General features: G+C 69.5%; 23 protein-coding genes. 8 read left to right on the forward strand and 15 right to left on the reverse strand.

The features are described from left to right. The first annotated feature begins 30 nt into the window (after positions 1 to 30). Positions 31 to 306, forward strand: coding sequence for a hypothetical protein (locus E9536_RS01590; protein WP_027791352.1), 276 nt, complete (start codon positions 31 to 33; stop codon positions 304 to 306). 81 nt (positions 307 to 387) lie between these two features. Here the strand turns inward: E9536_RS01590 and E9536_RS01595 are convergent, their stop codons facing one another. After that, entirely contained in the window at positions 388 to 1,872 is a 1,485-nt protein-coding gene (locus E9536_RS01595) for a PLP-dependent aminotransferase family protein (RefSeq protein WP_060085124.1), read from the reverse strand. 202 nt (positions 1,873 to 2,074) lie between these two features. Here E9536_RS01595 and E9536_RS01600 point away from each other — a divergent pair, with 202 nt between their 5' ends. Further along, complete coding sequence (locus E9536_RS01600; RefSeq protein ID WP_136469152.1) at positions 2,075 to 2,425, forward strand: hypothetical protein; 351 nt, start codon at positions 2,075 to 2,077, stop codon at positions 2,423 to 2,425. A 161-nt stretch (positions 2,426 to 2,586) separates the two neighbouring features. On the opposite strand, the gene E9536_RS01605 is transcribed toward E9536_RS01600, so the two are convergent. The 8 genes from E9536_RS01605 to gtdA form a co-directional block, all read right to left on the reverse strand. Next, a complete protein-coding gene (locus E9536_RS01605) occupies positions 2,587 to 3,009 on the reverse strand; it encodes a DUF6691 family protein (protein ID WP_136469153.1) in 423 nt (140 codons plus the stop codon). A gap of 1 nt (position 3,010) precedes the next feature. Then, the gene (locus E9536_RS01610) at positions 3,011 to 3,445 is read right to left on the reverse strand and encodes a YeeE/YedE family protein (RefSeq protein WP_136469154.1); all 435 of its coding nucleotides are present in this window, start codon (positions 3,443 to 3,445) and stop codon (positions 3,011 to 3,013) included. After that, entirely contained in the window at positions 3,435 to 3,785 is a 351-nt protein-coding gene (locus E9536_RS01615) for a metalloregulator ArsR/SmtB family transcription factor (protein WP_027791347.1), read from the reverse strand. The genes E9536_RS01610 and E9536_RS01615 overlap by 11 nt, the downstream gene beginning before the upstream one ends. A 96-nt stretch (positions 3,786 to 3,881) precedes the next feature. Beyond that, positions 3,882 to 5,243: an aromatic acid/H+ symport family MFS transporter gene (locus E9536_RS01620; protein ID WP_136469155.1), complete on the reverse strand. Its 1,362-nt coding sequence runs from the start codon at positions 5,241 to 5,243 to the stop codon at positions 3,882 to 3,884. Between the two features lie 80 nt (positions 5,244 to 5,323). Beyond that, positions 5,324 to 6,532 carry a 3-hydroxybenzoate 6-monooxygenase gene (locus E9536_RS01625; protein ID WP_136469156.1) on the reverse strand — a complete coding sequence of 403 codons (1,209 nt, stop codon included), beginning with the start codon at positions 6,530 to 6,532 and terminating at the stop codon, positions 5,324 to 5,326. 19 nt (positions 6,533 to 6,551) lie between these two features. Beyond that, the gene (maiA, locus tag E9536_RS01630) at positions 6,552 to 7,193 is read right to left on the reverse strand and encodes a maleylacetoacetate isomerase (protein ID WP_027791344.1); all 642 of its coding nucleotides are present in this window, start codon (positions 7,191 to 7,193) and stop codon (positions 6,552 to 6,554) included. Positions 7,194 to 7,218: 25 nt separating this feature from the next. After that, on the reverse strand, positions 7,219 to 7,917 hold the full coding sequence (locus E9536_RS01635; protein ID WP_060085119.1) for a fumarylacetoacetate hydrolase family protein: 699 nt from the start codon (positions 7,915 to 7,917) through the stop codon (positions 7,219 to 7,221). 83 nt (positions 7,918 to 8,000) lie between these two features. Further along, the gene (gene gtdA / locus E9536_RS01640; RefSeq protein WP_136469157.1) at positions 8,001 to 9,044 is read right to left on the reverse strand and encodes a gentisate 1,2-dioxygenase; all 1,044 of its coding nucleotides are present in this window, start codon (positions 9,042 to 9,044) and stop codon (positions 8,001 to 8,003) included. 164 nt (positions 9,045 to 9,208) lie between these two features. Between gtdA and E9536_RS01645 the strand changes: the two genes are divergently transcribed. Further along, complete coding sequence (locus E9536_RS01645; RefSeq protein ID WP_060194695.1) at positions 9,209 to 10,153, forward strand: LysR substrate-binding domain-containing protein; 945 nt, start codon at positions 9,209 to 9,211, stop codon at positions 10,151 to 10,153. Between the two features lie 187 nt (positions 10,154 to 10,340). Here the strand turns inward: E9536_RS01645 and E9536_RS01650 are convergent, their stop codons facing one another. The 4 genes from E9536_RS01650 to E9536_RS01665 form a co-directional block, all read right to left on the reverse strand. Further along, on the reverse strand, positions 10,341 to 11,609 hold the full coding sequence (locus E9536_RS01650; protein ID WP_136469158.1) for an FAD/NAD(P)-binding oxidoreductase: 1,269 nt from the start codon (positions 11,607 to 11,609) through the stop codon (positions 10,341 to 10,343). Further along, the gene (locus E9536_RS01655) at positions 11,606 to 11,839 is read right to left on the reverse strand and encodes a 2Fe-2S iron-sulfur cluster-binding protein (protein ID WP_027791339.1); all 234 of its coding nucleotides are present in this window, start codon (positions 11,837 to 11,839) and stop codon (positions 11,606 to 11,608) included. The genes E9536_RS01650 and E9536_RS01655 overlap by 4 nt, the downstream gene beginning before the upstream one ends. 162 nt (positions 11,840 to 12,001) lie before the next feature. Beyond that, positions 12,002 to 13,129: an FAD-dependent oxidoreductase gene (locus E9536_RS01660; RefSeq protein WP_136469159.1), complete on the reverse strand. Its 1,128-nt coding sequence runs from the start codon at positions 13,127 to 13,129 to the stop codon at positions 12,002 to 12,004. Then, positions 13,126 to 14,058, reverse strand: a complete 933-nt coding sequence (locus E9536_RS01665; protein ID WP_027791337.1) for a 4-hydroxyproline epimerase — start codon at positions 14,056 to 14,058, stop codon at positions 13,126 to 13,128. Before E9536_RS01665 ends, E9536_RS01660 begins: the two co-directional genes overlap by 4 nt. 251 nt (positions 14,059 to 14,309) lie before the next feature. Between E9536_RS01665 and E9536_RS01670 the strand changes: the two genes are divergently transcribed. The 5 genes from E9536_RS01670 (at position 14,310) to ilvD (ending at position 21,914) form a co-directional block, all read left to right on the forward strand. Continuing rightward, positions 14,310 to 15,230, forward strand: a complete 921-nt coding sequence (locus E9536_RS01670) for a dihydrodipicolinate synthase family protein (RefSeq protein ID WP_136469160.1) — start codon at positions 14,310 to 14,312, stop codon at positions 15,228 to 15,230. A 233-nt stretch (positions 15,231 to 15,463) separates the two neighbouring features. Further along, positions 15,464 to 17,089 carry an APC family permease gene (locus E9536_RS01675; RefSeq protein WP_124531475.1) on the forward strand — a complete coding sequence of 542 codons (1,626 nt, stop codon included), beginning with the start codon at positions 15,464 to 15,466 and terminating at the stop codon, positions 17,087 to 17,089. A gap of 74 nt (positions 17,090 to 17,163) precedes the next feature. Further along, positions 17,164 to 18,756 (forward strand): aldehyde dehydrogenase (NADP(+)), encoded by a 1,593-nt coding sequence (locus E9536_RS01680; RefSeq protein ID WP_124531477.1) that lies wholly within the window; start codon positions 17,164 to 17,166, stop codon positions 18,754 to 18,756. Next, complete coding sequence (locus tag E9536_RS01685; protein WP_136469161.1) at positions 18,749 to 19,771, forward strand: Ldh family oxidoreductase; 1,023 nt, start codon at positions 18,749 to 18,751, stop codon at positions 19,769 to 19,771. Before E9536_RS01680 ends, E9536_RS01685 begins: the two co-directional genes overlap by 8 nt. 283 nt (positions 19,772 to 20,054) lie before the next feature. Next, positions 20,055 to 21,914: a dihydroxy-acid dehydratase gene (gene ilvD, locus E9536_RS01690; protein WP_027791333.1), complete on the forward strand. Its 1,860-nt coding sequence runs from the start codon at positions 20,055 to 20,057 to the stop codon at positions 21,912 to 21,914. A 140-nt stretch (positions 21,915 to 22,054) separates the two neighbouring features. On the opposite strand, the gene E9536_RS01695 is transcribed toward ilvD, so the two are convergent. Together E9536_RS01695 and E9536_RS01700 are read right to left on the reverse strand one after the other, a co-directional pair. Then, positions 22,055 to 22,936, reverse strand: a complete 882-nt coding sequence (locus E9536_RS01695) for a peptide-binding protein (RefSeq protein WP_136469162.1) — start codon at positions 22,934 to 22,936, stop codon at positions 22,055 to 22,057. Positions 22,937 to 22,969: 33 nt separating this feature from the next. Further along, positions 22,970 to 23,425, reverse strand: coding sequence for a hypothetical protein (locus E9536_RS01700; protein WP_060171193.1), 456 nt, complete (start codon positions 23,423 to 23,425; stop codon positions 22,970 to 22,972). Between the last annotated feature and the right edge of the window lie 144 nt (positions 23,426 to 23,569).

The following is a 23,569-nucleotide window of genomic DNA, read 5'->3' on the forward strand; positions in this document are numbered from 1 at the left end:
GCACTGTATTTATGAACAGTGAGGTGCGTGATGGAACAACTCGTTCGTATCGTCAACGACGCCGATCGCCAGGTGCTGGCATGGCTCCGCGCCCAGGTCGGCGACGCCCGCGTCGAGCGCGCGGCTCGCCAGCTCGGGCATACACGCAAGCCCTTCCCGTCCGCCGTTTGCCGTTATCTGGGCATGAGCGCACCGGCCACGCTGCGCCAGGCCGAACGGCCGCGCGCCGCGCGCGATTTCTCGGTCGGCGATCGTTACCTGTCGCTGATCCGCCAGCACCTCGCCACACACTCGGCCAGCCGATGAAATGGCGGCGGCTGGCTGCATCGATGGCCCGGAAAGCCAGTGCGCTTGCGGTTTCGCAAGCCCGGCCGGCGGCCACCGCGCCTACCTGGGCGCCATGGCTTCCCGCACGAGGCGGCCGAGCGTTTCGAACGCCGCTTCGTGCGCCGCATCGAACACGCGCGTGCAAGCGAGCCGGATATAGCCGTCGAAGCGGTCGGAATTCGAGAAGATCGCCCCGGGCGCGATCCTGACCCCGTGCGCCAGCGCGGCATCGAACAGCGCCTCGGAGCGCACGCCGTCCGGCAACGCGATCCACAGCAGCATCCCGCCCGGCGGCTGGTTCATCCGGGTTCCGGCCGGGAAATGCCGTGCAATCGCGTCAATCGTCACGTCGCGCTGCACGCGCAGCTGTTCGCGGAACCGGCGCAGATGGCGATCGAACGCGCCCGAACCGACGAATTCGGCCGCAACAGCCTGCAGCAACGCGGCGTTGTGCCGGCTGTGCGCGAATTTCAGCATCTTCACGCGCGCGTGCCAGCGCCCCGCGCTTATCCAGCCGAGCCGCATCCCGGGGGCCAGCACCTTGTTGAACGACGGGCAGTAGATCACCGTGCCGTCGCGGTCCCATGCCTTGACCGGCTTGACCGTCTGCGGCGCCTCGACGAGTTCGCGATAAGGCTCGTCCTCGATCACGGCCACGCCGTGGCGCGAACAGAGCGAGACGAGCGCGGCCTTGCGCCCGTCGGGCATCACGCAGCCGAGCGGGTTCTGCAGGTTCGGCACGACCACCACGGCACGAATGTCCGGATACGCGGTCAGCGCCACTTCGAGCGCCTCGATCGACAGGCCGGTCGTCGGGCTGGCCGGGATTTCGAGGGCGCGCAAGCCGAGGCTTTCGAGCAACTGGATCAGGCCGAAGAACGCGGGCGATTCGATCGCGATCGTGTCGCCGGGGCGTGCGACCGCACGCAACGCGAGATTCACGGCATCGACGCCGCCGCTCGTCGACATCACGTCGTCCGGCGTCAACGTCACACCATAAGACAGCGCGCGCTTGGCCATCGTCTGCCGGAACTCGGGCGAACCGCCGACGGGCCCCGCATCGGTCAGCAAGGTAGGCTTGCGCCGCAACAACCGGATCGCGAGCGCCTGCAGGGGCTCGGCCGGATACAGCGTGGCCAGCGCAGACGCGCCGCCGAGATTCAGCGCATCGGGCGTCGCGTTGGCGCGGTCGATCACACGCGACACGCGTTCGTGCAGGCCCGCGAACGGCGGCTCGACGCTCAGCGGCGGCCCGTCGCTTTCCGGCAGCGTTTCGAGCGCGACAGCCGCGCGGCGCCGCACGAAGTAGCCGGAGCGCGGCTTCGCCTCGCACCAGCCCGTATCCTCGAGCCGCCGGAACGCCTGAATCGCGGTCGACAGACTCACGCCGTGCTGTGCCATGAACGCCCGCACCGACGGCATCCGGTCGCCGGGCGACAGCGTGCCGGCCGCGATGATGCGGCGGTAATGCTCGGCGAGCCGCTCGTAAAGCGGCTCGCCGTCCATCGGCAACGGTGGGCGGGATGAATCGGTGAAAGGCGTCATGCAGGCGATCGTGCCCGCGCGGCCGATGGCACGCCAGATACAGATTCCGGGGAAACCCACCGATACAGCGGCGCAAAATCGTCGTCTGCACCGCAACAGATTCCCGTCCCCTGAATCTGTCGTGCCGGTGCCCGTTTCCCTAACCTGACTGCACGCTGTCGCCTCGCCGTCGCGAGGCCGCGCAACCGCAAAGGGAATCGCCATGCGCACGCATCACATCCGGCTCGACGCCGGGCAAAGCCACTTTGCGTGGTTCGACAAGGGCAGCCAGTTGATCGTGCTGGACGGCGCGCTTGCGGTCACGCTGCGCCACGGCGGGCTCGACTGGCTGCCCGACGCGCCGCGGCACATCCGCCGCTTGCTCGACGAAGGGGAATGCCTGACGCTCGAGACGGCCGGCCACGTGGCGCTGTCGGCCCGCGGCGGGGGCGCGGTCAGCACGGCCGTCGTGGAACCGGCAAGCCGAAGCGGCTGGCTCGTGGCATGTCGCGCGATCCTGCGCCGGCTGTCCGGGAGGATGCGCGGCGGCCGTCGTGTACACGAGCATTCGTGAAATGGAAACTTGCCGTGGTGTCATGGAAGAGCGTCACGCCGCGCCGCATCAGCCGATGGAGATCCGGCACGACCCGGTAGGGCCGTGCTCATGCGGATCGACCGACCTTGACCACCGGCGCAACCGCCGCAGTGCGCCTCCGGCATGCGGCGGTCACGGCATCACCGCACGCTTCTGCGCCGTTCGAACCACTCGAATACCGCCATCCCGGCCAGCATCGCGACGACGAACCCGATCCCCTTCGCCGACCCGAAGCCGATCGACACGATCGCGGGCCCCGGGCAGAACCCGGCGATCCCCCAGCCGATGCCGAACACGGCACTTCCGGCAACCAGGCGCACGGTGATCGCCCGCAGGGCCGGCAACCGCATCGGCAGGCCGAGCCATGACCGCGTCCGGCGCTTCGCCCATGCGAACGCGAACACGGCCACCCCGGTCGCGCCGGCCATCACGAACGCGAGCGATGGATCCCAGCGGCCCGCCAGGTCGAGAAAACCGAGCACCTTCTGCGGATTGGCCATACCCGACACGATGAGGCCGACGCCGAACAGCAGCCCAGCCAGAAACGCGAATCCTGCCTGCATGTCAGCCTCCCAGCACGTGCCGTCGCACGAATACGGTCGCGAAGCCCGCGACCATGAAGACCGCCGTCGCGACCACCGAACGCAGCGCGCCGCGCGACATCCCGCACACGCCGTGGCCGCTCGTGCAGCCTCCCGCGTACCGCGTGCCGATCCCGACCAGCAGCCCGGCCGCCACCAGTTCGAACCAGCCCGCATCGACCTGCGGCGTCAGGCTGTTCCCGGCGACGCGCATCGCAAGTGGTGCCGCGACCAGCCCGGCAACGAACGCGGCGCGCCAGCCGCGTTCGCCGGCGCGTGCCGTGAGCAATCCGCCGACGATGCCGCTGATGCCCGCGATCCGGCCGTTGAACGCGACGAACCACGCGGCGGCGAGCCCGATCAGCACGCCGCCGGCCAGCGACAGCCACGGCGTGAAATGAAGCGCATCAAGCTGCATCGCGCCGCCCCTTCGCGGCCGGGCCGCAGAACTGTTCGTACAGCACGCCCATCACCGCGATCGCGGCGGGGCTGTCGAGCGAGTAGTGGATGTTCTTGCCGTCGCGGCGCGTGCGGACCAGCGCGTTGTCGCGCAACACGCCGAGCTGCTGGGACAGCGTCGGCTGGCGGATGTCCAGCGCTGCCTCGAGATCGCTCACGCAGCGCTCACCCTGGGACAGCTCGCAGAGCAGCATCAACCGGTCGGGATTCGACAGCACCTTGAGCAGCGCGCAGGCCGATTCGGCGGCCGCGCGCATCTGGTCGGGTTCCGGAAACCCGGCGGAAAGATCGTCGTTCATCGGCACTGGGAGACAATTAAAAAATCAATATTATATTGATTTATATAATGTTGCATCTCCCCGTCTGCCGACGGACGGCCTGGCGCCCTCCTTCGCTCAGGCCCGTTCGCCCGCCATCGTCTTCGCGGCGGGCACGCGCGCCGCGCCGGCACGAACCGCACCGAGCGCGAGCACCGCGATCGCGGCGATCACGCACGGTGCCGCGACGACCGCAAACGCGGTCGACAACGGCACGCCCATCGCCAGCATCGCACCGCCCGCCATCGATCCGACGACCGAACCGCCACGGCCGATCCCGTTCGCCCAGCTCACACCGGTGGTGCGGCACTCGGTCGGATAGAACGCGGCCGACAGCGCATTGGCGCCGACCTGTGAACCCGACACGCAGAAACCGGCCGCGAACACGGCGAGCGCGGCGCCCCATGGCGACGCGGCAACCACGCCGATCGCGGCGACGAACACGCCGGCCGCCGCGTAGCTGCAGGCCAGGACGCGATGCGGGTCGAAACGGTCCATCAGCCAGCCGAGAATGATCGCGCCGAGCGTGCCGCCGACCTGGAACATCGCGGTCACGTGCGCGGCCGTCCGCAGCGTCGCGCCGGTCGTGCGCAGCAGCGTCGGCAGCCAGCTGGACAGCAGGTAGATGACGAGCAGGCTCATGAAGAACGTGAGCCACAGCAGCAGCGTGCCGCGCAACAGGTCGGGGCCGAACAGGCGGCCAAGGGGCGATCCGGCCGGCTTGCCGGCGGGCGCGGTGAACGACGCGTTCGAAAGCCGGGGATCCGGCGCGATGCGGCCCAGCATCGCCGCGATCCGCGCGGAAGGTGCGTGCCGATCGACGAGATAGCGCACCGATTCCGGCAGCCGCCATGCGAGCACCGGCAGGAGCAGCAGCGGCGCCGCGCCGCCGACGACGAGCACCGCGCGCCAGCCGTGGTGCTCGATCAGCGCGGCGGCCGCGAGCCCGCCGAGCGCGGAGCCGATCGTAAAGCCGCAGAACATCGTCGTCACCAGCAGCGAACGGCGCCGGGCCGGGCAGTACTCGGACGTCAGCGTGATCGCATTGGGCATCGCGCCGCCGAGCCCGAGCCCGGTCACGAAACGCCACGCGATCAGCTCGGTCAGGCCGCCCGCGCTCGCCGACGCGGCACTCGCGATGCCGAAGCACGCGACGCATGCGAGCAGCAGGCGCTTGCGGCCGAACCGGTCGCCGAACGGCCCGAACACGAGCGCGCCGGCCATCAGCCCCGCGAGCCCCGCGCCGAACACCGGGGCGAGCTGCGTGGGCGACAGGCCCCATTCCGCGCGAATGACGGGGGCGATGAAACCGATCGAAGCGGTATCGAAACCGTCGATCGCGACGATCAGGAAGCACAGGACGACGATCGCGGCCTGAAACGGCGCAACGCGATGCCGGTCGATCCATTCGCTGACGTCGATGGACAGCGTGTCGGTCATGGTGATGTCTCCTCCAGGAAGGCGGTCGCGCGTCGTGTCGTTGAATTGCGCGCCGCCGGAATCGGGCTCGCCGAGCTGCGTCACGCAGCCGGCGTCAGGCAGTCCTCCGCGCGCCAGCCGTGCAGCCAGTCGAGCGCGTCGTAGAACTGCGCCTGCGTACGGCCGACCCAGAGCCCGTTGCGCACCAGCCGCTCGACGCCCTTCGCGTGATAGATCCGCCCCATCTCGCGCGCCGAATACAGCACGCGCGCGGTGCGCGGAATCCGCACGCGTTCGTACAGCGCGAACGCGGCCTCGAAATCGCCGTCGGCCCGCGCGACGGCCGCGCCGAGCGTCACCGCGTCCTCGAGCGCCTGGCACGCGCCCTGCGCAATGTATTGCGTCATCGGATGCGCGGCGTCGCCGAGCACCGTCGCGCGGCCCTCGCTCCAGCGCTCGACCGGATCGCGGTCCGCGGTCGCCCAGCGCTTCCACGACGTCGGCCGGTCGAGCATCTGCTTCGGCAGCGGATGAATGCCGTCGAAGTACGACAGCACCTCTTCCTTGCTGCCCTCGCGCACGCCCCAGGTTTCCTGCTCGCGGCTGTGGAACGTGACGACGAGGTTGTACTGCCGCCCGCCGCGCAGCGGATAGTGGACGAGATGGCAATGCGGGCCGGCCCACACGACCGGCGCATTGATCTGCAGATCCTTCGGCATGTTGTCGACATCGACCACCGCGCGATACACGACGTGGCCCGTCACGCGATGCGCATCGCCGATCAGCGCCTGGCGGATCGCGGATTTCACGCCGTCGCAGCCGATCACCGCATCGGCGCGATAACGTTCGCCGTGCTGGTCGGTCACGGTCACGCCGTTGCCGTCCTGCTCGAACCCGCACACCTGCGTGCTCGTCCGGAACTCGATCAGCGGATGGTCCTTGACCGCCTCGTAGATCGACAGGTGAATGTCCGCTCGATGAATCACCGCATACGGATTGCCGAAGCGCTCGCGGTACGCGGCGCCCGTATCGATGCGCGCAACCTCGCGCGCATCGATCGCATCCATCAGTTGCAGCCAGTCGGTGAACACGGCCCGGCTGCGCGCGGCCTCGCCGACACCCAGCGCATCGAGCGCGTTGAACGCATTCGCGGCGAGCTGAATCCCCGCGCCGATCTCGCCGATCTGCTCCGCCTGTTCGAGCAGCTTCACGCGGATGCCCTGGCGCGCGAGCGCGAGCGCTGCCGCGAGCCCGCCGATGCCGCCGCCAATCACCAGCACGCGCCGGCCGTTGTCTTGTGTCTCGCCCATCTTTGTCTCCTGCTTCGTGTTACGCGACGTAATCCGGTTGCCGCTGCGGCTGCGCCGCGTCGAACGCCGGCTCGTGCCGTGCGTATTCGTACACCGCGAGGCTGCGGGGATACGCGCTCAGGTCGCAATCCATCCGCAGCGCGTTCGCGACCTGCGGCACGAGGCACACGTCGGCCAGCGTCGGCGCGTCGCCGAAGCACCACGGGCCCTCGTCCGCGCGCGCCAGCAGCCGCTCGACGCCGGCCATCCCTTCCGCGACCCAGTGCCGGTACCACGCGGTCTTCTGCTGGGCCGTGACCTTCAGCTCGCTGTCGAGATAGCGCAGCACGCGCAGGTTGTTGACCGGATGGATGTCGCAGGCGATCAGCGCCGCGAGTTCCAGCACGCGCGCACGATGCCGCAGTTCGAGCGGAATCAGTCGCGGCGTCGGCTGGATCTGGTCGAGGTAATCGAGGATCGCGAGCGACTGGCCGAGGCCGAAATCGCCGTCGACCAGCGCCGGCACCGCTGCGGACGGGTTCACGTTCGCGACGTAGGCCGCGTCGCGATGCTCGCCGGTGCGGATGTTCACCGGCAGCGTGTCGTACGGCAGCCCTTTCAGCGCGAGCGCGATGCGCACCCGGTAGGAGGTCGAGCTGTTGAAGAAGCTATGCAGTTGCACGATGTCGCCTTTCGGGGAAGATGCGTCAGACCACGCGCACGGCCAGTTCGCCGAGCCGTTCGACGCCGACCTTCATCACGTCGCCCGCCACCACCGCGCCGACACCCTCCGGCGTGCCCGTGAAGATCACGTCGCCCGGTTCGAGGCGGAAGAACCTCGACAGGTCGGCCACCGTTTCCGCGACCGACCAGATCAGATGCGACACGTCGCTCTTCTGCTTCGTCGTGCCGTTGACGGTCAGCCACAGGCCGCCCTGTTCGAAATGACCGACGTCGCTCGCCGGATGCACGGGGCCGATCGGCGCCGAGCGGTCGAACGCCTTGCCGATCTCCCACGGCCGGCCCATTTCGCGCATCTTCATCTGCAGGTCGCGGCGCGTCATGTCGAGGCCGACCGCATAGCCCCACACGTGTTCGAGCGCGCGTTCGAGCGGAATGTCCGCCCCGCCCTTGCCGATCACCGCGACGAGTTCGGCTTCGTAGTGATAGTTCTGCGTCTGCGACGGATACGCGAGATCGAGCGTTTCGCCGTACGCGACCGGCACGATCGAATCGGCCGGCTTGCAGAAGAAGAACGGCGGCTCGCGATCGGGATCGAAGCCCATTTCACGCGCGTGGGCCGCGTAGTTGCGGCCGACGCAATAAACGCGGCGTACCGCGAACCGGGCATCGCTGCCGACGACGGGGAGCGCCACGGGCGCTTCGGGCGGAAAAACGAAAGTCATCAATGGCTCCAGCCAAACGTGAATGAAGGAGGCGCGCCGCGGCGGCGGCGCGCGGAAAACGGAATCCTTGAACGCCGCCGGCGTCAGTCGCGCGCTTCGCGCAGCAGGTTCAGCGCGGACAGCACGGGCCGGTCGGAATAGCTGAACAGCACGCTGTCGGACGACGCCGACAGCCGCACCGGCGCCCACGACGGCACGACGAAGATGTCGAGCGGCTCGAATTCGAATGCGTTGCCGCCGATGAACGCGGTGCCGCTGCCCTCGACGACGCAGTAGATCGTCGCGTCGGTGCTGCGGTACGTGCGGCCGTCGAAACCGGCGGGCAGGAACTGCATGAAGGTGGCGATCGTCGGCATCGGCCAGCCGCCCGTCGCGGGGTTCACATAGCGCAGCTTCACGCCGTCCCACGCATCGAGCTCGCCGTTCCGGTACAGCACGTCGAGCGCCTCGCGGGTGCGTGCGTACGGATAGCTGAACACCGGCGACGTCGGATCGCTCGCGCGATGCCGCACCGGCACCATGTTGTGACCGAAGCGGGCGAGGCTGTCGCCTTCCGGGCGATTCACGAGCTGCACGGCTTCCGGGTAGTTCTCCGCGAAGCCCGCGTCGAGGTGCGCGACGAGCGGAATGTCGAGCCCGTCGAGCCACACGACCGGCTCGCCGCCCGCTTCCGCCGACGGGTTGCCGTGGTCGTGCCATGCCCACGACGGCGTGATGATGAAGTCGCCCGGATGCATCGTCGTGCGCTCGCCGTTCACGGCCGTCCACGCGCCGCGCCCTTCGACGATGAAGCGCAGCGCCGACTGCGTATGCCGGTGGCTCGGCGCGATCTCGCCGGGCAGGATCAGCTGCAGCCCCGCGTACAGGCTCGGCGTCATGCTCGACTTGCCGGGCAGCCCGGGGTTCTCCAGCACCAGCACGCGGCGCACGGCTTCTTCCGCGCTGATCACGCTGCCGGCCTGCATCACGAGGTCGCGCACCTGCGCGTACTTCCAGATCGCGGCCTGCGCGGCCGGCTGCGGGGATTTCGGCACGAGGTTGTGCAGCGATTCCCACAGCGGCGCCAGGCGTTGCTCGGCGATCCGTGCGTAGTAGGCGGCGCGCGACGCGTCCGGATGGGTCGTCATGATGTCTCCTGGGAGTCGGCCGATCGGCGTCGGCGCTATGTCGGGTCGGGGACCGTGCTGCAGTCCGTCAGCAGATTTATATTCGACCCAGGCATACCCGGTAAAATGGTCAAATCATCTAATCCATATAATTTTGGATATACCTTCTCGCGACGAGGCATGCGATGGACTGGACCCACCGGCTGCGACTGCGGCATCTGCAGGTACTGTTGAGCCTTGCCGGCACCGGCAACCTGAGCCAGTCGGCGGTGGCGCTCGCGACCACGCAGCCCGCGCTGTCGAAATGGCTGAAAGAACTGGAAGAGGACGTCGGGCTGCCGCTGTTCGAACGGCATGCGCGCGGGCTGCGGCCGACCGCCTACGGCGAAGCGCTGATCGAGCATGCGCGCCGCGTCGAAGCGCAGCTCGACGTCGCGCGCGACGACATGGCCGCGCTGCGGGAAGGCGGCAGCGGCCTCGTGACGATCGGCACGTCAGGCGTCGCGGCGGCCGACACGGTGCCGCTCGCGGTGTCGCAACTGCTCAAACGGATGCCGCGCGCGCAGGTGCGGCTCACCGAAAGCACGATGAACCAGCTGATGCCGCAGCTCGCGCGCAGCGAACTGGACATCGTCGTGGGCCGCTCGGGGTCGACATCCGTCGATCCGCTGCTGCATGCCGAAGCGCTGTATGTCGATCCGGTCGTGTTCGTCGCGCGGCCCGGCCACGCGCTCGCTGGTGCGGCGTCGGTCGGCTGGGACGACGTGCTCGCCTGTTCGTGGATCGTGTGGCCGTCGGGCACGCCCGTGCACAACGCGCTCGAGACCGCGCTGACGGCCGCCGGCCGCGTTCGGCCGCCCCACTGTGTCGAATCGAATTCGTCGATCCTCAACCTCACGCTGCTGAACAACACCGACCTGCTCGGTGTCGCGTCGTATCGTGCCGCGCAGCGCTTCGAGCAATTGAACGCGATCCGGATCCTGCCGATGCAGCTCGAAGGCCAGGGCGCGGTGTCGATGTACTGGCACCCCGACAGTGCGAATCGCGCGGCGGTGGCCGCGACGATCGAGTGCCTGCGCGCCTGTGCCGCGCCGCAGGTCGGCGGATGGGAGAAAGTGACGGGGGAATGAATGACGCGGCCCGGTGTCAACCGGGCCGCGATGCTGCGATGCTGCGATGCTGCGATGCTGCGATGCTGCGATGCTGCGATGCTGCGATGCTGCGATGCTGCGATGCTGCGATGCCGTGATTCCGCGATGCCGTAATTCCGTGATTCCGTGATTCCGCGATGCCGTGATTCCGCGATGCCGCGATGCGTCACGCGCCGTCGCAGGAAGCCCTACCGTCCAGCATCAGCGTGCCGACCCGCGCGGGCACGAGCGGCGTGCGCGGTACCGGCGGCGTCCAGCCGAACAACGCCTGTGCAGCCGCACCGCACACGCGGCCCTGGCATGCGCCCATCCCGCAACGCGACTGCAGTTTCGCCGCCGTCCAGCCCGGCGCTTGCGCGACTGCCTCGAAACGCACGTCTTCGCAGCGACACAGCAGCGTATCGGGCCGCGCCAGCCGGCGGACCGGCTCGCGGATCGCAAACCGTTCGCGCACGGCGTCCGCGAACGCCTGCCAGTGCGCGCGCCGCGCGACGAGCGCAGCCAGCGGCGCCGTCTGCCCGGTTGCCGCATGGCCGGCAATCTCGCCTTCGACCATCGCCAGTTCGCTGCCGCCGACGCCCGTGCACTCGCCGGCCGCAAACACCCCGTCGCGGCTCGTACGCTGGTGCGCATCGACCGCGACCGCGCCGTTGTCGATCCGGCAGCCGAGATGGCTCGGCAGCACCGTATTCGGCACGAGGCCGAAACCGCACGCGAGCCGGTCGCAGTCGACGTCGAACTCGCGGTCGCCGTGCCGGATCCGCACGCGTTCGAGCCGCTTGTCGCCGAACGCCTCGACGACGTGCGCATCGGCCCGGTACGCAGCCGTGACGAGCTTCGCGGCCTGCGCGAGCTTCGACGGCCAGCGCCACAGCCCGGCGCCGAAGCCGGCCACATCGCCCCAGCCCGCCTGTTCGAGCACGTGCGACACGCGCGCACCGGCCTGGCGGGCCGTCGCCGCGCTCGCCAGCAGCAGCGGCCCGCTGCCCGCGATCACCGTGCGCTGCCCGCGCACGTCGAGGCCGTACTTGACCAGCGCCTGCAGGCCGCCCGCACCGGTGACGCCCGGCAGCGTCCAGCCCGGAAACGGCAGCAGCAGTTCGCGTGCGCCGCAGCAGAGAATCAGCGTCCGGAAATCGAGCAGCAGCCCGCGTTCGTCGTCTTCGAGCAGCAGCGTGCCCGGCTGCGTTTCGGCGACGATGCGCGTCGCCGCGAGATGCGTGACGTTCGGCTGCCGCAATACGGCGAGCCGCTCGGCGGCGACCGGCGCGGGCGTGGCCGCTGCGCCCTGTCGCCAGATCTGCCCGCCCGCGCGCGGGTTGTCGTCGACGATCGCCACCGTCGCACCGCTTCGCGCGGCGGCCCGCGCGGCCGACAGCCCGGCCGGGCCCGCGCCGACGATCGCGATGTCGACGCTCAGTCGTTCCTGTTTCATCGCGTACGCTCCACCTGCATCCCGTCGCGGCACAACGTCTGGCAAGCCAGCCGGCGCCGCCCGTCGATCGTCATCCGGCACTCCTGGCAGATGCCCATCCCGCAAAACGGCGCGCGCGCCGCGCCCGTGCACGACACGCGCGTCGTGTCGTCGCCGCTCGCCGCAATGGCGGCCGCGACGGTCGCGCCGTCGGCCACCGTCAGCGCGCGGCCGTCCAGATGAATGATCATGTCAGCCTCCGCCGGGCCGCCCCAAGGAGGCTGACCGCCCCCACGGGGGGCAGCGAACGAAGTGAGCGTGGGGGTCGTTTCATATCAGCCTCCGCCGGGCCGCCCCAAGGGGGCTGACGGCCCCCACGGGGGGCAGCGAACGAAGTGAGCGTGGGGGTCGTTTCATATCAGCGCTCCGGCTACAGGGGACGCGGTCAGGAAGCGTCCCGGCAAATACGGTTCGATATCGATGGGCGGCCGCTCGCCGGCCATCAGCGCGGCGACGAGCCGCGCGCTGCCCGGCGCGGTCGTCACGCCGAGCCCTTCATGCCCGACCGCGAGCCATACGCCCGGCCGTGCCGGGTGCTCGCCGAGCAGCGGCAGACCGTCGGGGCTCGCGGAACGGAACCCCGTCCACGCGCGGATGCCGTTCAGATCGGCCAGGTCCGGCAGATAGCCCACCGCGCGACGCAGCATGCGCGCGAGCACGGGCGGCTCGACTTGCGCGTCCTCGGTGTCGAACTGGCGCGACGAGCCGATCAGCAACTGGCCGGTCAGCCGCGGCTGCACGTTGAACGCGACCGACGTGCCGTCGCTCGCATGCGCGCTCGCCGCATAACCCAGCTCGACGAGCTGGTGCGACACCTGGCCCGGATAGCGGTCGGTAATCAGCAGATGGCCCTTTTTCGGGCGCAGCGGCAGTTCGGGCAGCAGCGTGCGCGCCGCAACGCCGTTCGCCACGACCACCCGCTCCGCGCGCAGCGTGTCGCCGCTCGCGAGCGTCACGCTCGGGCCGTCGACCGCGACGGCCCGGTCGCGCCGCAGCGTAATGCGCGGCGCGCGCTGCAGCAGCCAGTTCGCGGTGACGGGCGCGTAGAGGATCGCGTCGCCGGGAATCTTCAGCGCGCCGCCGAGGCCCGCGCGCAACATCGGCTCCAGTTGCGCGAGCGCCGCCGCGTCGATCAGTTCGCCGGCCACGCCGTGCGCGGCGAGCGCCGCCTGCTTCGCGCGAGCGAGATCCATCTCGTGCGCATCGGCCGCGAGCCACAGCGTGCCGCAGTTGCGGTACGCGCAGCCTTCGGGCATCTCGCCGCTCAACGCGCGCCACAGTTCGATCGAGTAATGGCTCAGCGCGAGTTCGGCCGCGTTGTCGTCCATCGCGACGAGGTGCCCCATGCCCGCGCCGGTCGCCCCGCCGCTCGCGTCGTCGACGACGAGCACGCGCAGCCCGCGCTGCGCGAGTTCGTGCGCGCACGCGGCGCCGACGATGCCGGCGCCGATCACGACGACATCCGTCTTCGCGTCGCTCACGGCGCGATACCCCAGCCGAACGGATCGTCTTCCTCGATCAGGAGCGTCGCTTCCGCGCTCAGGTGCGCACTGCCGCGGATCGTCGGCACGATCCCGCCGTCGGCTTCTTCGTAGCTCGCGTGGAACACGCTGCCGATCACGCTCGCCTGCCGCCACACGGCGCCCGGCGCGAGCTTGCCGTCGGCCGCGAGGCACGCGAGCTTCGCGCTCGTGCCGGTGCCGCACGGCGAACGGTCGTACGCGAGGCCCGGGCACAGCACGAAGCTGCGGCTGTCGTGCTCCGGATCGTCGGCGAACAGCTCGATATGGTCGATCTCGCCGCCGTTCGCGCCGGTGATGCCCGCGCGTTCGAGCCCTTCGCGCACGGCCGACGCATACGCGGTGAGCGCCGCGACGTTGTCGCCGGCGACGCGCTGCCCATGGTCGCTGATCAGGAAGAACCAGTTGCCGCCCCACGCGATGTCGCCCTTCACGGGGCCGTAACCCGGCACGTCGAGCGCGACGCCCTTTGCATGGCGATACGCGGGCACGTTGCGCACGCTGACCGACAGGTCGTCGTGCAGCGTCGCCTCGACGGTACCGACCGGCGTTTCGATCCGGTGCACGCCGGGCGCGATGCGCCCCATGTGGTGCAGCGTGCGCACGACGCCGATCGTGCCGTGCCCGCACATCCCGAGATAGCCGCTATTGTTGAAGAAGATCACGCCGGCCGCCGCATCGGGCGACACGGGCTCGCACAGCAGCGCGCCGACCAGCACGTCGCTGCCGCGCGGCTCGAGGATGCATGCGGTGCGGTAGCGGTCGTGCTCGCGCGCGAGCACGTCGCGGCGCTCGGCCATCGTGCCGCTGCCGAGCGCCGGGAAACCGGACACGACGAGCCGAGTGGGTTCGCCGCCCGTGTGCGAATCGATGATCTGGATGCGCTTCATCATGAGCCGTCCGAAGTGGGGAAAGGAGCATAGCTTCCTCCGTCGCGCGTCCGTCCGCTTGTGGCTTTTCGATGAGGACGACGACGAAATCGGCATAGTGCGAAGCGCCCTTCCCGCGCCGTCCGGCCGCTGTGCCGATTTCGTCATTTTGCTCCGCGATACGACTCAAGCGTGATGGGCATTTGCGCGGCGATACTGGTTGCCACACCGACGCCTGTCGGCCGACCGATACAAACACGTAGGAGATTTCAGTGAGCCGCAAAGACATTCAATGGACCGGGGTTTTCCCGGCCGTCAGCACCCAGTTCAAGCCTGACTTTTCCCTCGACATCGACGCCACGCACCGCGTGGTGAAGAACCTGGTGAACGACGGCGTGTCGGGCCTCGTGGTCTGCGGCACGGTCGGCGAGAACACGTCGCTGTCGACGAGCGAGAAGCTCCAGGTGATCGAGGCCGCCCGCGACGCGGCAGGCGGCAAGATTCCGGTGATCGCCGGCATCGCCGAATTCACGACCGAATTCGCGCGCAACACGGTGCGCGAAGCGCAGCGCGTCGGCGTCGACGGCGTGATGGTGATGCCCGCGCTGGTCTACTCGGCCAAGCCGCACGAAACCGCCGCGCACTTCCGCGCGGTCGCGACGAGTACCGACCTGCCGGTGATGGTCTACAACAACCCGCCGATCTACAAGAACGACGTGACGCCCGACGTGCTGATCGCGCTGCAGGACTGCGAGAACATCGTCTGCTTCAAGGATTCGTCGGGCGATACGCGCCGCTTCATCGACCTGCGCAACGCGGTCGGCGATCGCTTCGTGCTGTTCGCGGGCCTCGACGACGTCGTGGTCGAGAGCATCGCCGTCGGCGCCGAAGGCTGGGTGTCGGGCATGTCGAATGCGTTCCCGAAGGAAGGCGAGACGCTGTTCCGCCTCGCGAAGCAAAAGCGTTTCGACGAAGCGCTCGCGCTGTACCGCTGGTTCATGCCGCTGCTGCACCTCGACGCGCGCCCTGACCTCGTGCAGTGCATCAAGCTGTGCGAAGAGCTGGTCGGCCGCGGCAGCGCGATCACGCGCCCGCCGCGCCTCGCGCTGCAGGGCGACACGCTCGCGGAAGTGAAGGCCATCGTCGCGAAGGCGCTCGAAACGCGCCCGGCGCTGCCCGACGTCGGTCTCTGACCGACTCCCCGTGCGGCGGTGCGCCGGCCCTGCGCCTGCGCGCCGCCGTCTCCGGTCCGGCATGGCCTGCGGGCCCGTTCGTACCGGCGCCAACCCGCGCCGCGCGTGAACGCCCCGCCGCCCGCCCCGGTCGTTCGAACCGGGCGACGCCGGCCGGCAGGCCTGCGCCGCTGCTCCGTCGGAGCGCGACGCACCTCGAGCCTGTGCCGATATTCCCCCCAGGAGACAAGCCCATGCCAGGCCAAGGCAACGCACACCCGTCTGTCCCGCTTTCCCGTTCCGCGCACCCCGACGCGGGTCACGGCAAGTTCAAGAAACAGCTGTCGCTGACCGATCTCACGTTCATCGGTCTCGGCGCCATTTTCGGTTCGGGGTGGCTGTTCGCCGCGAGTCACGTCTCGACGATCGCGGGCCCGGCCGGCATCTTCTCGTGGCTGCTCGGCGGCTTCGCGGTACTGCTGCTCGGCATCGTCTACTGCGAACTCGGCGCCGCGCTGCCGCGCGCGGGCGGCGTGGTCCGCTACCCGGTGTTCTCGCACGGCCCGCTGCTCGGCTACCTGATGGGCTTCATCACGCTGATCGCCTTTTCGAGCCTGATCGCGATCGAGGTCGTCGCCGCGCGCCAGTACGCGGCCGCGTGGTTTCCGGGCCTGACGGCCGAAGGATCGAGCGACCCGACGACGCTCGGCTGGCTCGTGCAGGCCGCGCTGCTGTGCTTCTTCTTTTACCTGAACTATTCGAGCGTGAAGACGTTCGCGAAAGCGAACAACATCATCAGCATCTTCAAGTTCATCGTGCCGCTGTCGGTGATCGCGGTGCTGTTCACGTTCTTCAAGCCGGCGAACCTGACCGTGCACGGCTTCGCGCCGTTCGGCATGCCGGGCATCGAGATGGCCGTGTCCGCCGGCGGCATCATCTTCGCGTACCTCGGGCTCACGCCGATCGTGTCGGTCGCGAGCGAGGTGCGTAATCCGCAGCGCACGATCCCGATCGCGCTGATCCTGTCGATCCTGCTGTCGACGCTGATCTACGTGCTGCTGCAGCTCGCGTTCATCGGCAGCATCCCGACCGCGATGCTCGCCGGCGGCTGGCACGACATCAGCAAGGCGTTCACGCTGCCGTATCGCGACATCGCGCTCGCACTCGGCGTCGGCTGGCTCGCGGTGATGGTCGTCGCCGACGCGATGATCTCGCCGAGCGGCTGCGGCAACATCTACATGAACGCGACGCCGCGCGTCGTCTACGGCTGGGCGAAGACGGGCACCTTCTTCAAGGTGTTCACGCGCGTCGACGAAGCGTCGGGCATCCCGCGCGCGGGCCTGTGGCTCACGTTCGGCCTCGCGATCTTCTGGACGATGCCGTTCCCGTCGTGGGAAGCGCTGATCAACATCGTGTCCGCCGCGCTGGTGCTGAGCTATGCGGTCGCGCCGGTCTCGGTCGCCGCACTGCGCCGCACCGCGCCCGACCTGCCGCGGCCGTTCCGCGCGGTGGCGTTCGGCGTCACCGGCCCCGCATCGTTCGTGATCGCCGCGCTGATCGTCTACTGGTCGGGCTGGAGCACCGTGTCCTGGCTGCTCGGCCTGCAGATCGTGATGTTCGTCATCTACCTCGCGTGCCGCCGCTGGGTGCCGACCGCACACCTGAGCCTCGCCGAGCAGGTGCGCTCGTCCGCGTGGCTGATCGCGTTTTATGCCGCGATGATCGTGCTGTCGTATCTCGGCGGCTTCGGCGGCACGGGCCGGCTCGCCCATCCGTACGACACGGTTGTGGTCGCGGCCGTCGCGCTCGTCATCTACTACTGGGGAGCGAATACAGGCGTCCGTTCCGACAAGCTTCAGCTCGACGACGACGAGGACTGACGCGCCCCGCCGTTTCCCATGATCCCTTCGGCCGGGTGCCCCACGCCCGGCCCCTGCTTTTTCCGAGGAAAACCATGCAACTCACAGGTCAGCTCCTGATCGGCCAGTCCGCCGTCGCCGGACAGAACGGCACCCTCCACGCACTCGCCGCCGCCACCGGCGAACGGCTCGAGCCCGCCTTCGGCGGCGCGAGCCTGCACGACCTGGAGACGGCCTGCGCGCTCGCCGACGACGCGTTCGACATCTATCGCGAAACGTCGCTTGAAGCACGGGCAGCGTTTCTCGACGCGATCGGCCGCCACATCATGGCGCTCGGCGACGACCTGATCGAGCGCTGCGTCGTCGAAACGGGCCTGCCGCGCGCCCGCATCGAAGGCGAGCGCGGCCGCACGGTCGGCCAGCTCGCGCTGTTCGCGTCGCTCGTGCGCGACGGCGGCTTTCTCGACGCGCGGATCGATCCGGCGCGCCCCGAACGCAAGCCGCTGCCGCGCGTCGACCTGCGCCTGCGCAACGTCGCGGTCGGGCCCGTCGCCGTGTTCGGCGCGTCGAATTTCCCGCTCGCGTTCTCGGTCGCCGGCGGCGATACGGCGTCGGCGCTCGCGGCCGGCTGCCCTGTGATCGTCAAGGCGCATTCCGCGCACCCCGGCACGTCGGAACTCGTCGGCCGCGCGATCCAGCAGGCCGCGCGCGAATGCGGGATGCCCGCCGGCGTGTTCTCGCTGCTGTTCGACGCATCGCGCGAGATCGGCCAGGCGCTCGTCGCCGATCCGCGCATCAAGGCCGTCGGTTTCACCGGCTCGCGGCGCGGCGGCGTCGCGCTGATGCACATCGCGGCCGCACGCCCCGAGCCGATTCCCGTCTATGCGGAAATGAGCTCGATCAACCCCGTGCTGCTGTTTCCCGCCGCGCTCGACGCGCGCCACGACACGATCGCGCCGCAGTTCGTCGCGTCGCTCACGCTCGGCGCCGGCCAGTTCTGCACGAATCCGGGCCTCGTGCTCGCCGTCGACGGCCCTGCCTTGCGCGCGTTCGAGGAAACGGCCGCCGCCGCGGTGCGTGCAGCGCCCGCGCAAACGATGCTGACGCCGCACATTCACGCCAGCTACGAAGGCGGCGTCGCGGCGCTGCGCGCTCACGCTGCGGTCGAGTTGCTCGCGCAAGGCGCGGAAGGCGACCGGCTGCAGGCCCGCGCCGCCCTCCTGGCGACCTCGGCCGATGCGTTCGTCGCGCATCCCGAGCTGCGCGAAGAAGTCTTCGGCCCCGCTTCGCTGATCGTGCGCTGCCCGGACGCCGACACGCTGCATCGCGTGCTGAAGTCGCTCGAAGGCCAGCTGACGATCGCCGCGCATCTCGCCGACGGCGACGCCGCCCTGTTCACCGCGCTGCGCCCGACCTTCGAGCGCAAGGCCGGCCGCATTCTCGTCAACGGCTTCGGCACGGGCGTCGAGGTCGGCCACGCGATGGTGCACGGCGGCCCGTTCCCGGCGACGTCCGACACGCGCACGACGTCCGTCGGCGCGCGAGCGATCGAGCGCTTCCTGCGCCCGGTGTCGTATCAGGACCTGCCGGATGCGCTGTTGCCGGACGCGATCCGCAACGGCAATCCGCTGAACGTGCCGCAACGCATCGACGGCGTGCCCGCGCCGCGGGAGGCGAACCATGTCTGAGCAAATCGCCGAAGTCGTCCTGTCGCTCGATGAAGTCCACGCGCTCGCGCTGCGCGTGCTGAGGCACCACGGCATGTCCGACGCCCATGCCCGGGCCATCGCCAACGTGATCACGCAGGGTCAGCGCGACGAATGCCATTCGCATGGCGTGTATCGGCTGCTCGTGTGCGTGCGTTCGCTGAAGAAGGGCAAGGTCGATCCGCAAGCCGTGCCGACGCTGCGCCGGCTGTCGTCGTCGATCGTCGCGGTCGACGCGCATCGCGGCTTCTCGCTGCTGAGTTTCGAAACGGGCCTGCCCGTGCTCGTCGAGATGGCGAAACAGCACGGCATCGCCGCGATGACGATCAACCATTGCTACCACTTCTCCGCGCTGTGGCCGGAAGTCGAGGCGATCGCGGCCGAGGGGCTGGTCGGCATCGCGATGAATCCGAGCCATAGCTGGGTCGCGCCGGAAGGCGGCAGGGAGCCCGTGTTCGGCACGAACCCGATCGCGTTCGCGTGGCCGCGCCCGGGCGGCGTGCCGTTCGTGTTCGACTTCGCGACGAGCGCGATCGCACGCGGCGACATCGAGCTGCATGCGAAGCAAGGCAAGGCGATCCCCCCGGAATGGGCGATCGACGCCGATGGCCGGCCGACCACCGATCCGAAGGCCGCGCTGCAGGGCGCGATGCGCACGTTCGGCGGTCACAAGGGGTCGGCGCTCGCGGCGATGGTCGAGTTGCTCGGCGGCGCGCTGATCGGCGACATGACGAGCCGCGAGTCGATGGACTTCGACGAAGGCGTCGGCGCGACGCCGTGCCATGGCGAACTCGTGATCGCCTTCGACCCGAAGGTGTTCCTCGGCGACGATCTCGATACCGGGCTCGCGCGCGGCGAGCGGATGTTCGAATCGATCGTCGCGCAGGGCGCGCGGCTGCCGTCGCAACGGCGCTTCGACGCCCGCGCGCGCAGCATCGCGAACGGCGTGCGGATTCCGAAGGCGCTGTACGACGAGATCCTGACGCTGCTCGACTGATCGCCCGCTCGGGGCCGGATCGCGCGGCGATCACCGATCGATGCGCGGCCCGGTCGGCTTCCCGCCCGGTCGCGCGGCCGTCCCGCGGCCTTCGGCACGTTTTACGCCGGGCACGCCTGCGGCGCCGGTTGCCGGCCCCGCGGGCGCCACGCCCGCGGCGGCTGTGGGATAATCGCCGGGTTTGCCCAGGGCGCAGCTCAAGAGGTTGTTCGCACGGGCGCGAGAGAGGCCCTTATTCCCCGTGCCTCCACCCTTTTCCCGCGATATTTCTTCAGCAACGACAATGCCCACTTACCGTTCCAAAACTTCCACCGCCGGCCGCAACATGGCGGGTGCGCGCTCGCTCTGGCGCGCCACCGGCATGAAAGACGACGATTTCTCGAAGCCGATCATCGCGGTCGTCAACTCGTTCACCCAGTTCGTGCCCGGGCACGTGCACCTGAAGGATCTCGGCCAGCTCGTCGCGCGGGAGATCGAGGCTGCCGGCGGCGTCGCGAAGGAATTCAACACGATCGCGGTCGACGACGGCATCGCAATGGGCCACGACGGCATGCTGTATTCGCTGCCGAGCCGCGACATCATCGCGGATTCGGTCGAATACATGGTGAACGCGCACTGCGCGGACGCGATGGTCTGCATCTCGAACTGCGACAAGATCACGCCGGGGATGCTGATGGCCGCGATGCGCCTGAACATCCCGGTGATCTTCGTGTCTGGCGGCCCGATGGAAGCCGGCAAGACGCGCCTCGCGAACCCGGTCACCAAGACCGTCGAACTGAAGAAGCTCGACCTCGTCGACGCGATGGTGATCGCGGCCGACCCGTCGTATTCGGACGCCGACGTCGCTGAAGTCGAACGCTCGGCCTGCCCGACCTGCGGTTCGTGCTCGGGCATGTTCACCGCGAACTCGATGAACTGCCTGACCGAAGCGCTCGGCCTGTCGCTGCCCGGCAACGGCACGGTGGTGGCCACGCACGCCGATCGCGAGCAGCTGTTCAAGCGCGCCGGCCGCCGGATCGTCGAGCTCGCCCGCCAGCACTACGAGCAGGACGACGAACGCGTGCTGCCGCGCTCGGTGGGCTTCAAGGCGTTCGAGAACGCCATGACGCTCGACATCGCGATGGGCGGTTCGACCAACACGATCCTGCACCTGCTGGCGATCGCGCAGGAAGCCGGCATCGACTTCACGATGAAGGACATCGACCGCCTGTCGCGCGTCGTGCCGCAGCTGTGCAAGGTCGCGCCGAACACGAACAAGTACCACATCGAGGACGTGCACCGCGCAGGCGGCATCATGGCGATCCTCGGCGAGCTCGACCGCGCCGGCAAGCTGCACACCGACGTGCCGACCGTGCATGCGCCGTCGCTGAAGGATGCGCTCGACCAGTGGGACATCGTCCGCACGCAGGACGATGCGGTCCGCACGTTCTACCTGGCCGGCCCGGCCGGTATCCCGACGCAGGTCGCGTTCAGCCAGGACACGCGCTGGCCGAGCCTCGACCTCGACCGCGCGGAAGGCTGCATCCGCTCGTACGAGCATGCGTTCTCGAAGGAAGGCGGCCTCGCCGTGCTGACGGGCAACATCGCGCTCGACGGTTGCGTGGTGAAGACGGCCGGCGTCGACGAGAGCATCCACGTGTTCGAAGGCTCGGCTCACGTGACCGAATCGCAGGATGAAGCGGTCGAGAACATCCTCAACGACAAGGTCAAGGCCGGCGATATCGTGATCGTCCGCTACGAAGGCCCGAAAGGCGGCCCCGGCATGCAGGAGATGCTCTACCCGACCAGCTACATCAAGTCGAAGGGGCTCGGCAAGGCATGCGCGCTGCTGACGGACGGCCGCTTCTCGGGCGGCACGTCGGGCCTGTCGATCGGCCACTGCTCGCCGGAAGCCGCGGCGGGCGGCGCGATCGGCCTCGTGCGTGACGGCGACAAGATCCGCATCGACATCCCGAACCGCACGATCAACGTGCTCGTGTCCGACGAAGAGCTGGCGCGCCGCCGCGAAGAGCAGAACGCGAAGGGCTGGAAGCCTGCGCAGCCGCGTCCGCGCAAGGTGTCCGCGGCGCTGAAGGCCTACGCGAAGCTGGTCATGTCCGCCGACAAGGGTGCCGTGCGCGACCTGTCGTTGCTCGACGACTGACGCGAATAGTACGGCCGGCTGCCCGCCACGCGCAGCCGGTGGGGCTGGGGGCAGGACAACCCGCCCGCGCCGCTGTGGAAGCCGCTCTCCGGAGCGGCTTTTTTTCGTCCGGCGCCCGGGAATCCCCAGCGCCGGCGACATCAGTGACGGAAATCTTCGGGGCCACCGCCTCCGCCACCACCGTGGTTACCGCCACCGTTTCCACCACCTTGCGGCCGCGCATAACCGCCGCCGCCCCCGCCTCCCTGACGCACCGGCGGCGGCATCGGACGCGCGTCGCCTCCCTGGTGCATCGGTGGCGGCATCGGACGCGCCTCGCCTCCCTGGTGCATCGGTGGCGGCATCGGGCGCGCCTCGCCTCCCGGTGCGGGCGGCGGGCGCAGCACGGCCGGCGGCGGGCCGGCCGGACGCGCGTTGCCCGCCCCGCCCGGCATCGGTGAAGGCGCCGGTGCTGCCGGCGGCGGTGTGCGGATCGCGCCGTTCCAGCCGCCGCGTGCAGCCGACGGCCGCGCGTCGTGCACGGGCGGCGGGCCGCCCGGTGCAACCTGCATCGGCCCGCCCGGTTGCGGACGGCCTTGTCCCGGCGGCATGCCCCCGGGGCCGAGCCGCGGTTCCGGACGATGCGCCCAGCGATCGCGGTCGTGATACCACGGACGGTGCCGGTAATAACGATCCCAGTACGCGGCGATCGCGAATCCCGTCACCGGAACCCCGATGATCGCGCCGTATTCGAGCAACGGCACGTAGCTGCCCTGGTACGGATACTCGAGCAACTGCGCATCGATCCAGCCGCGCACGCCCGGCAGCGCGACGTCGCACCACGAGTAGTCGCTCAGGCAGCCGAAGACGTCCAGCGCCGTGTCGGGTGGAATCTGCGCCACCACCGGATAGTCGGGCGCCGGCCCCGCAAACAGTTCGGCCGGCGAGTTCGTGTAGGCGCTGCTCTGCGCGTCGGCGACGCCCGGCGCGGCCGCGAGGCCGAGCAGGACGACGTACAGACTTCGGACAATCGAATTCCTCATGATGCTCTCCCGCGCGGTGCCGCCGCGCGCCGGTCAGTGCCGATGCCCGCCCCAGCCGCCACCCCAGTGGCCGCCGCCCCAGTGGCCGCCACCCCACGGACGATGCCAGTACCCGCCGCGTCCGCGCCAGTAGCCACCGCCCCAGCCGCCCCAGAAGCCGACCGAGATCGCCGGCGCTCCCCAGCCGTACCAGCCCGGGTAATACGCGGGGGCATAGTACGGATACGGATAGGGATACGGCGGCGGATAGGCCGGCGCGACGTAGACGGGAGCCGGGTCGGCCACGGGCGGCGCGACCGCCGTCGAGCCCTGGCTCGATGCGGCGCTACCCGGTGCAGCCGGCGTGACGGGTATCTCGCGCTGCGTCAGCGTGGCCGGCGCCGGCGCGTAATACGGCGCATAGCCGTACGGACTCGTGTAATAACAGCCGCCGAGGGCCAGCGTGGTCAACGCGAATACCGCATACCTCGCGGCAGGAATCGGGGTCATTTCTTGCTCCGGCGGAATCTGCGCTGCGCAGCCAGGCTGCGCGCCTGACTCTAGCTTACGTCCCCTGCAGATTTCCGCCCGGTATGATCGGTTACTTTTTGTTTCCAGCACCAGACGCGCGCGCAGGCACGCCGCATGCTGGCA

Origin of the sequence: Burkholderia sp. LS-044 (genome assembly GCF_004803625.1) — a bacterium.
GTDB lineage: Bacteria > Pseudomonadota > Gammaproteobacteria > Burkholderiales > Burkholderiaceae > Burkholderia > Burkholderia cepacia.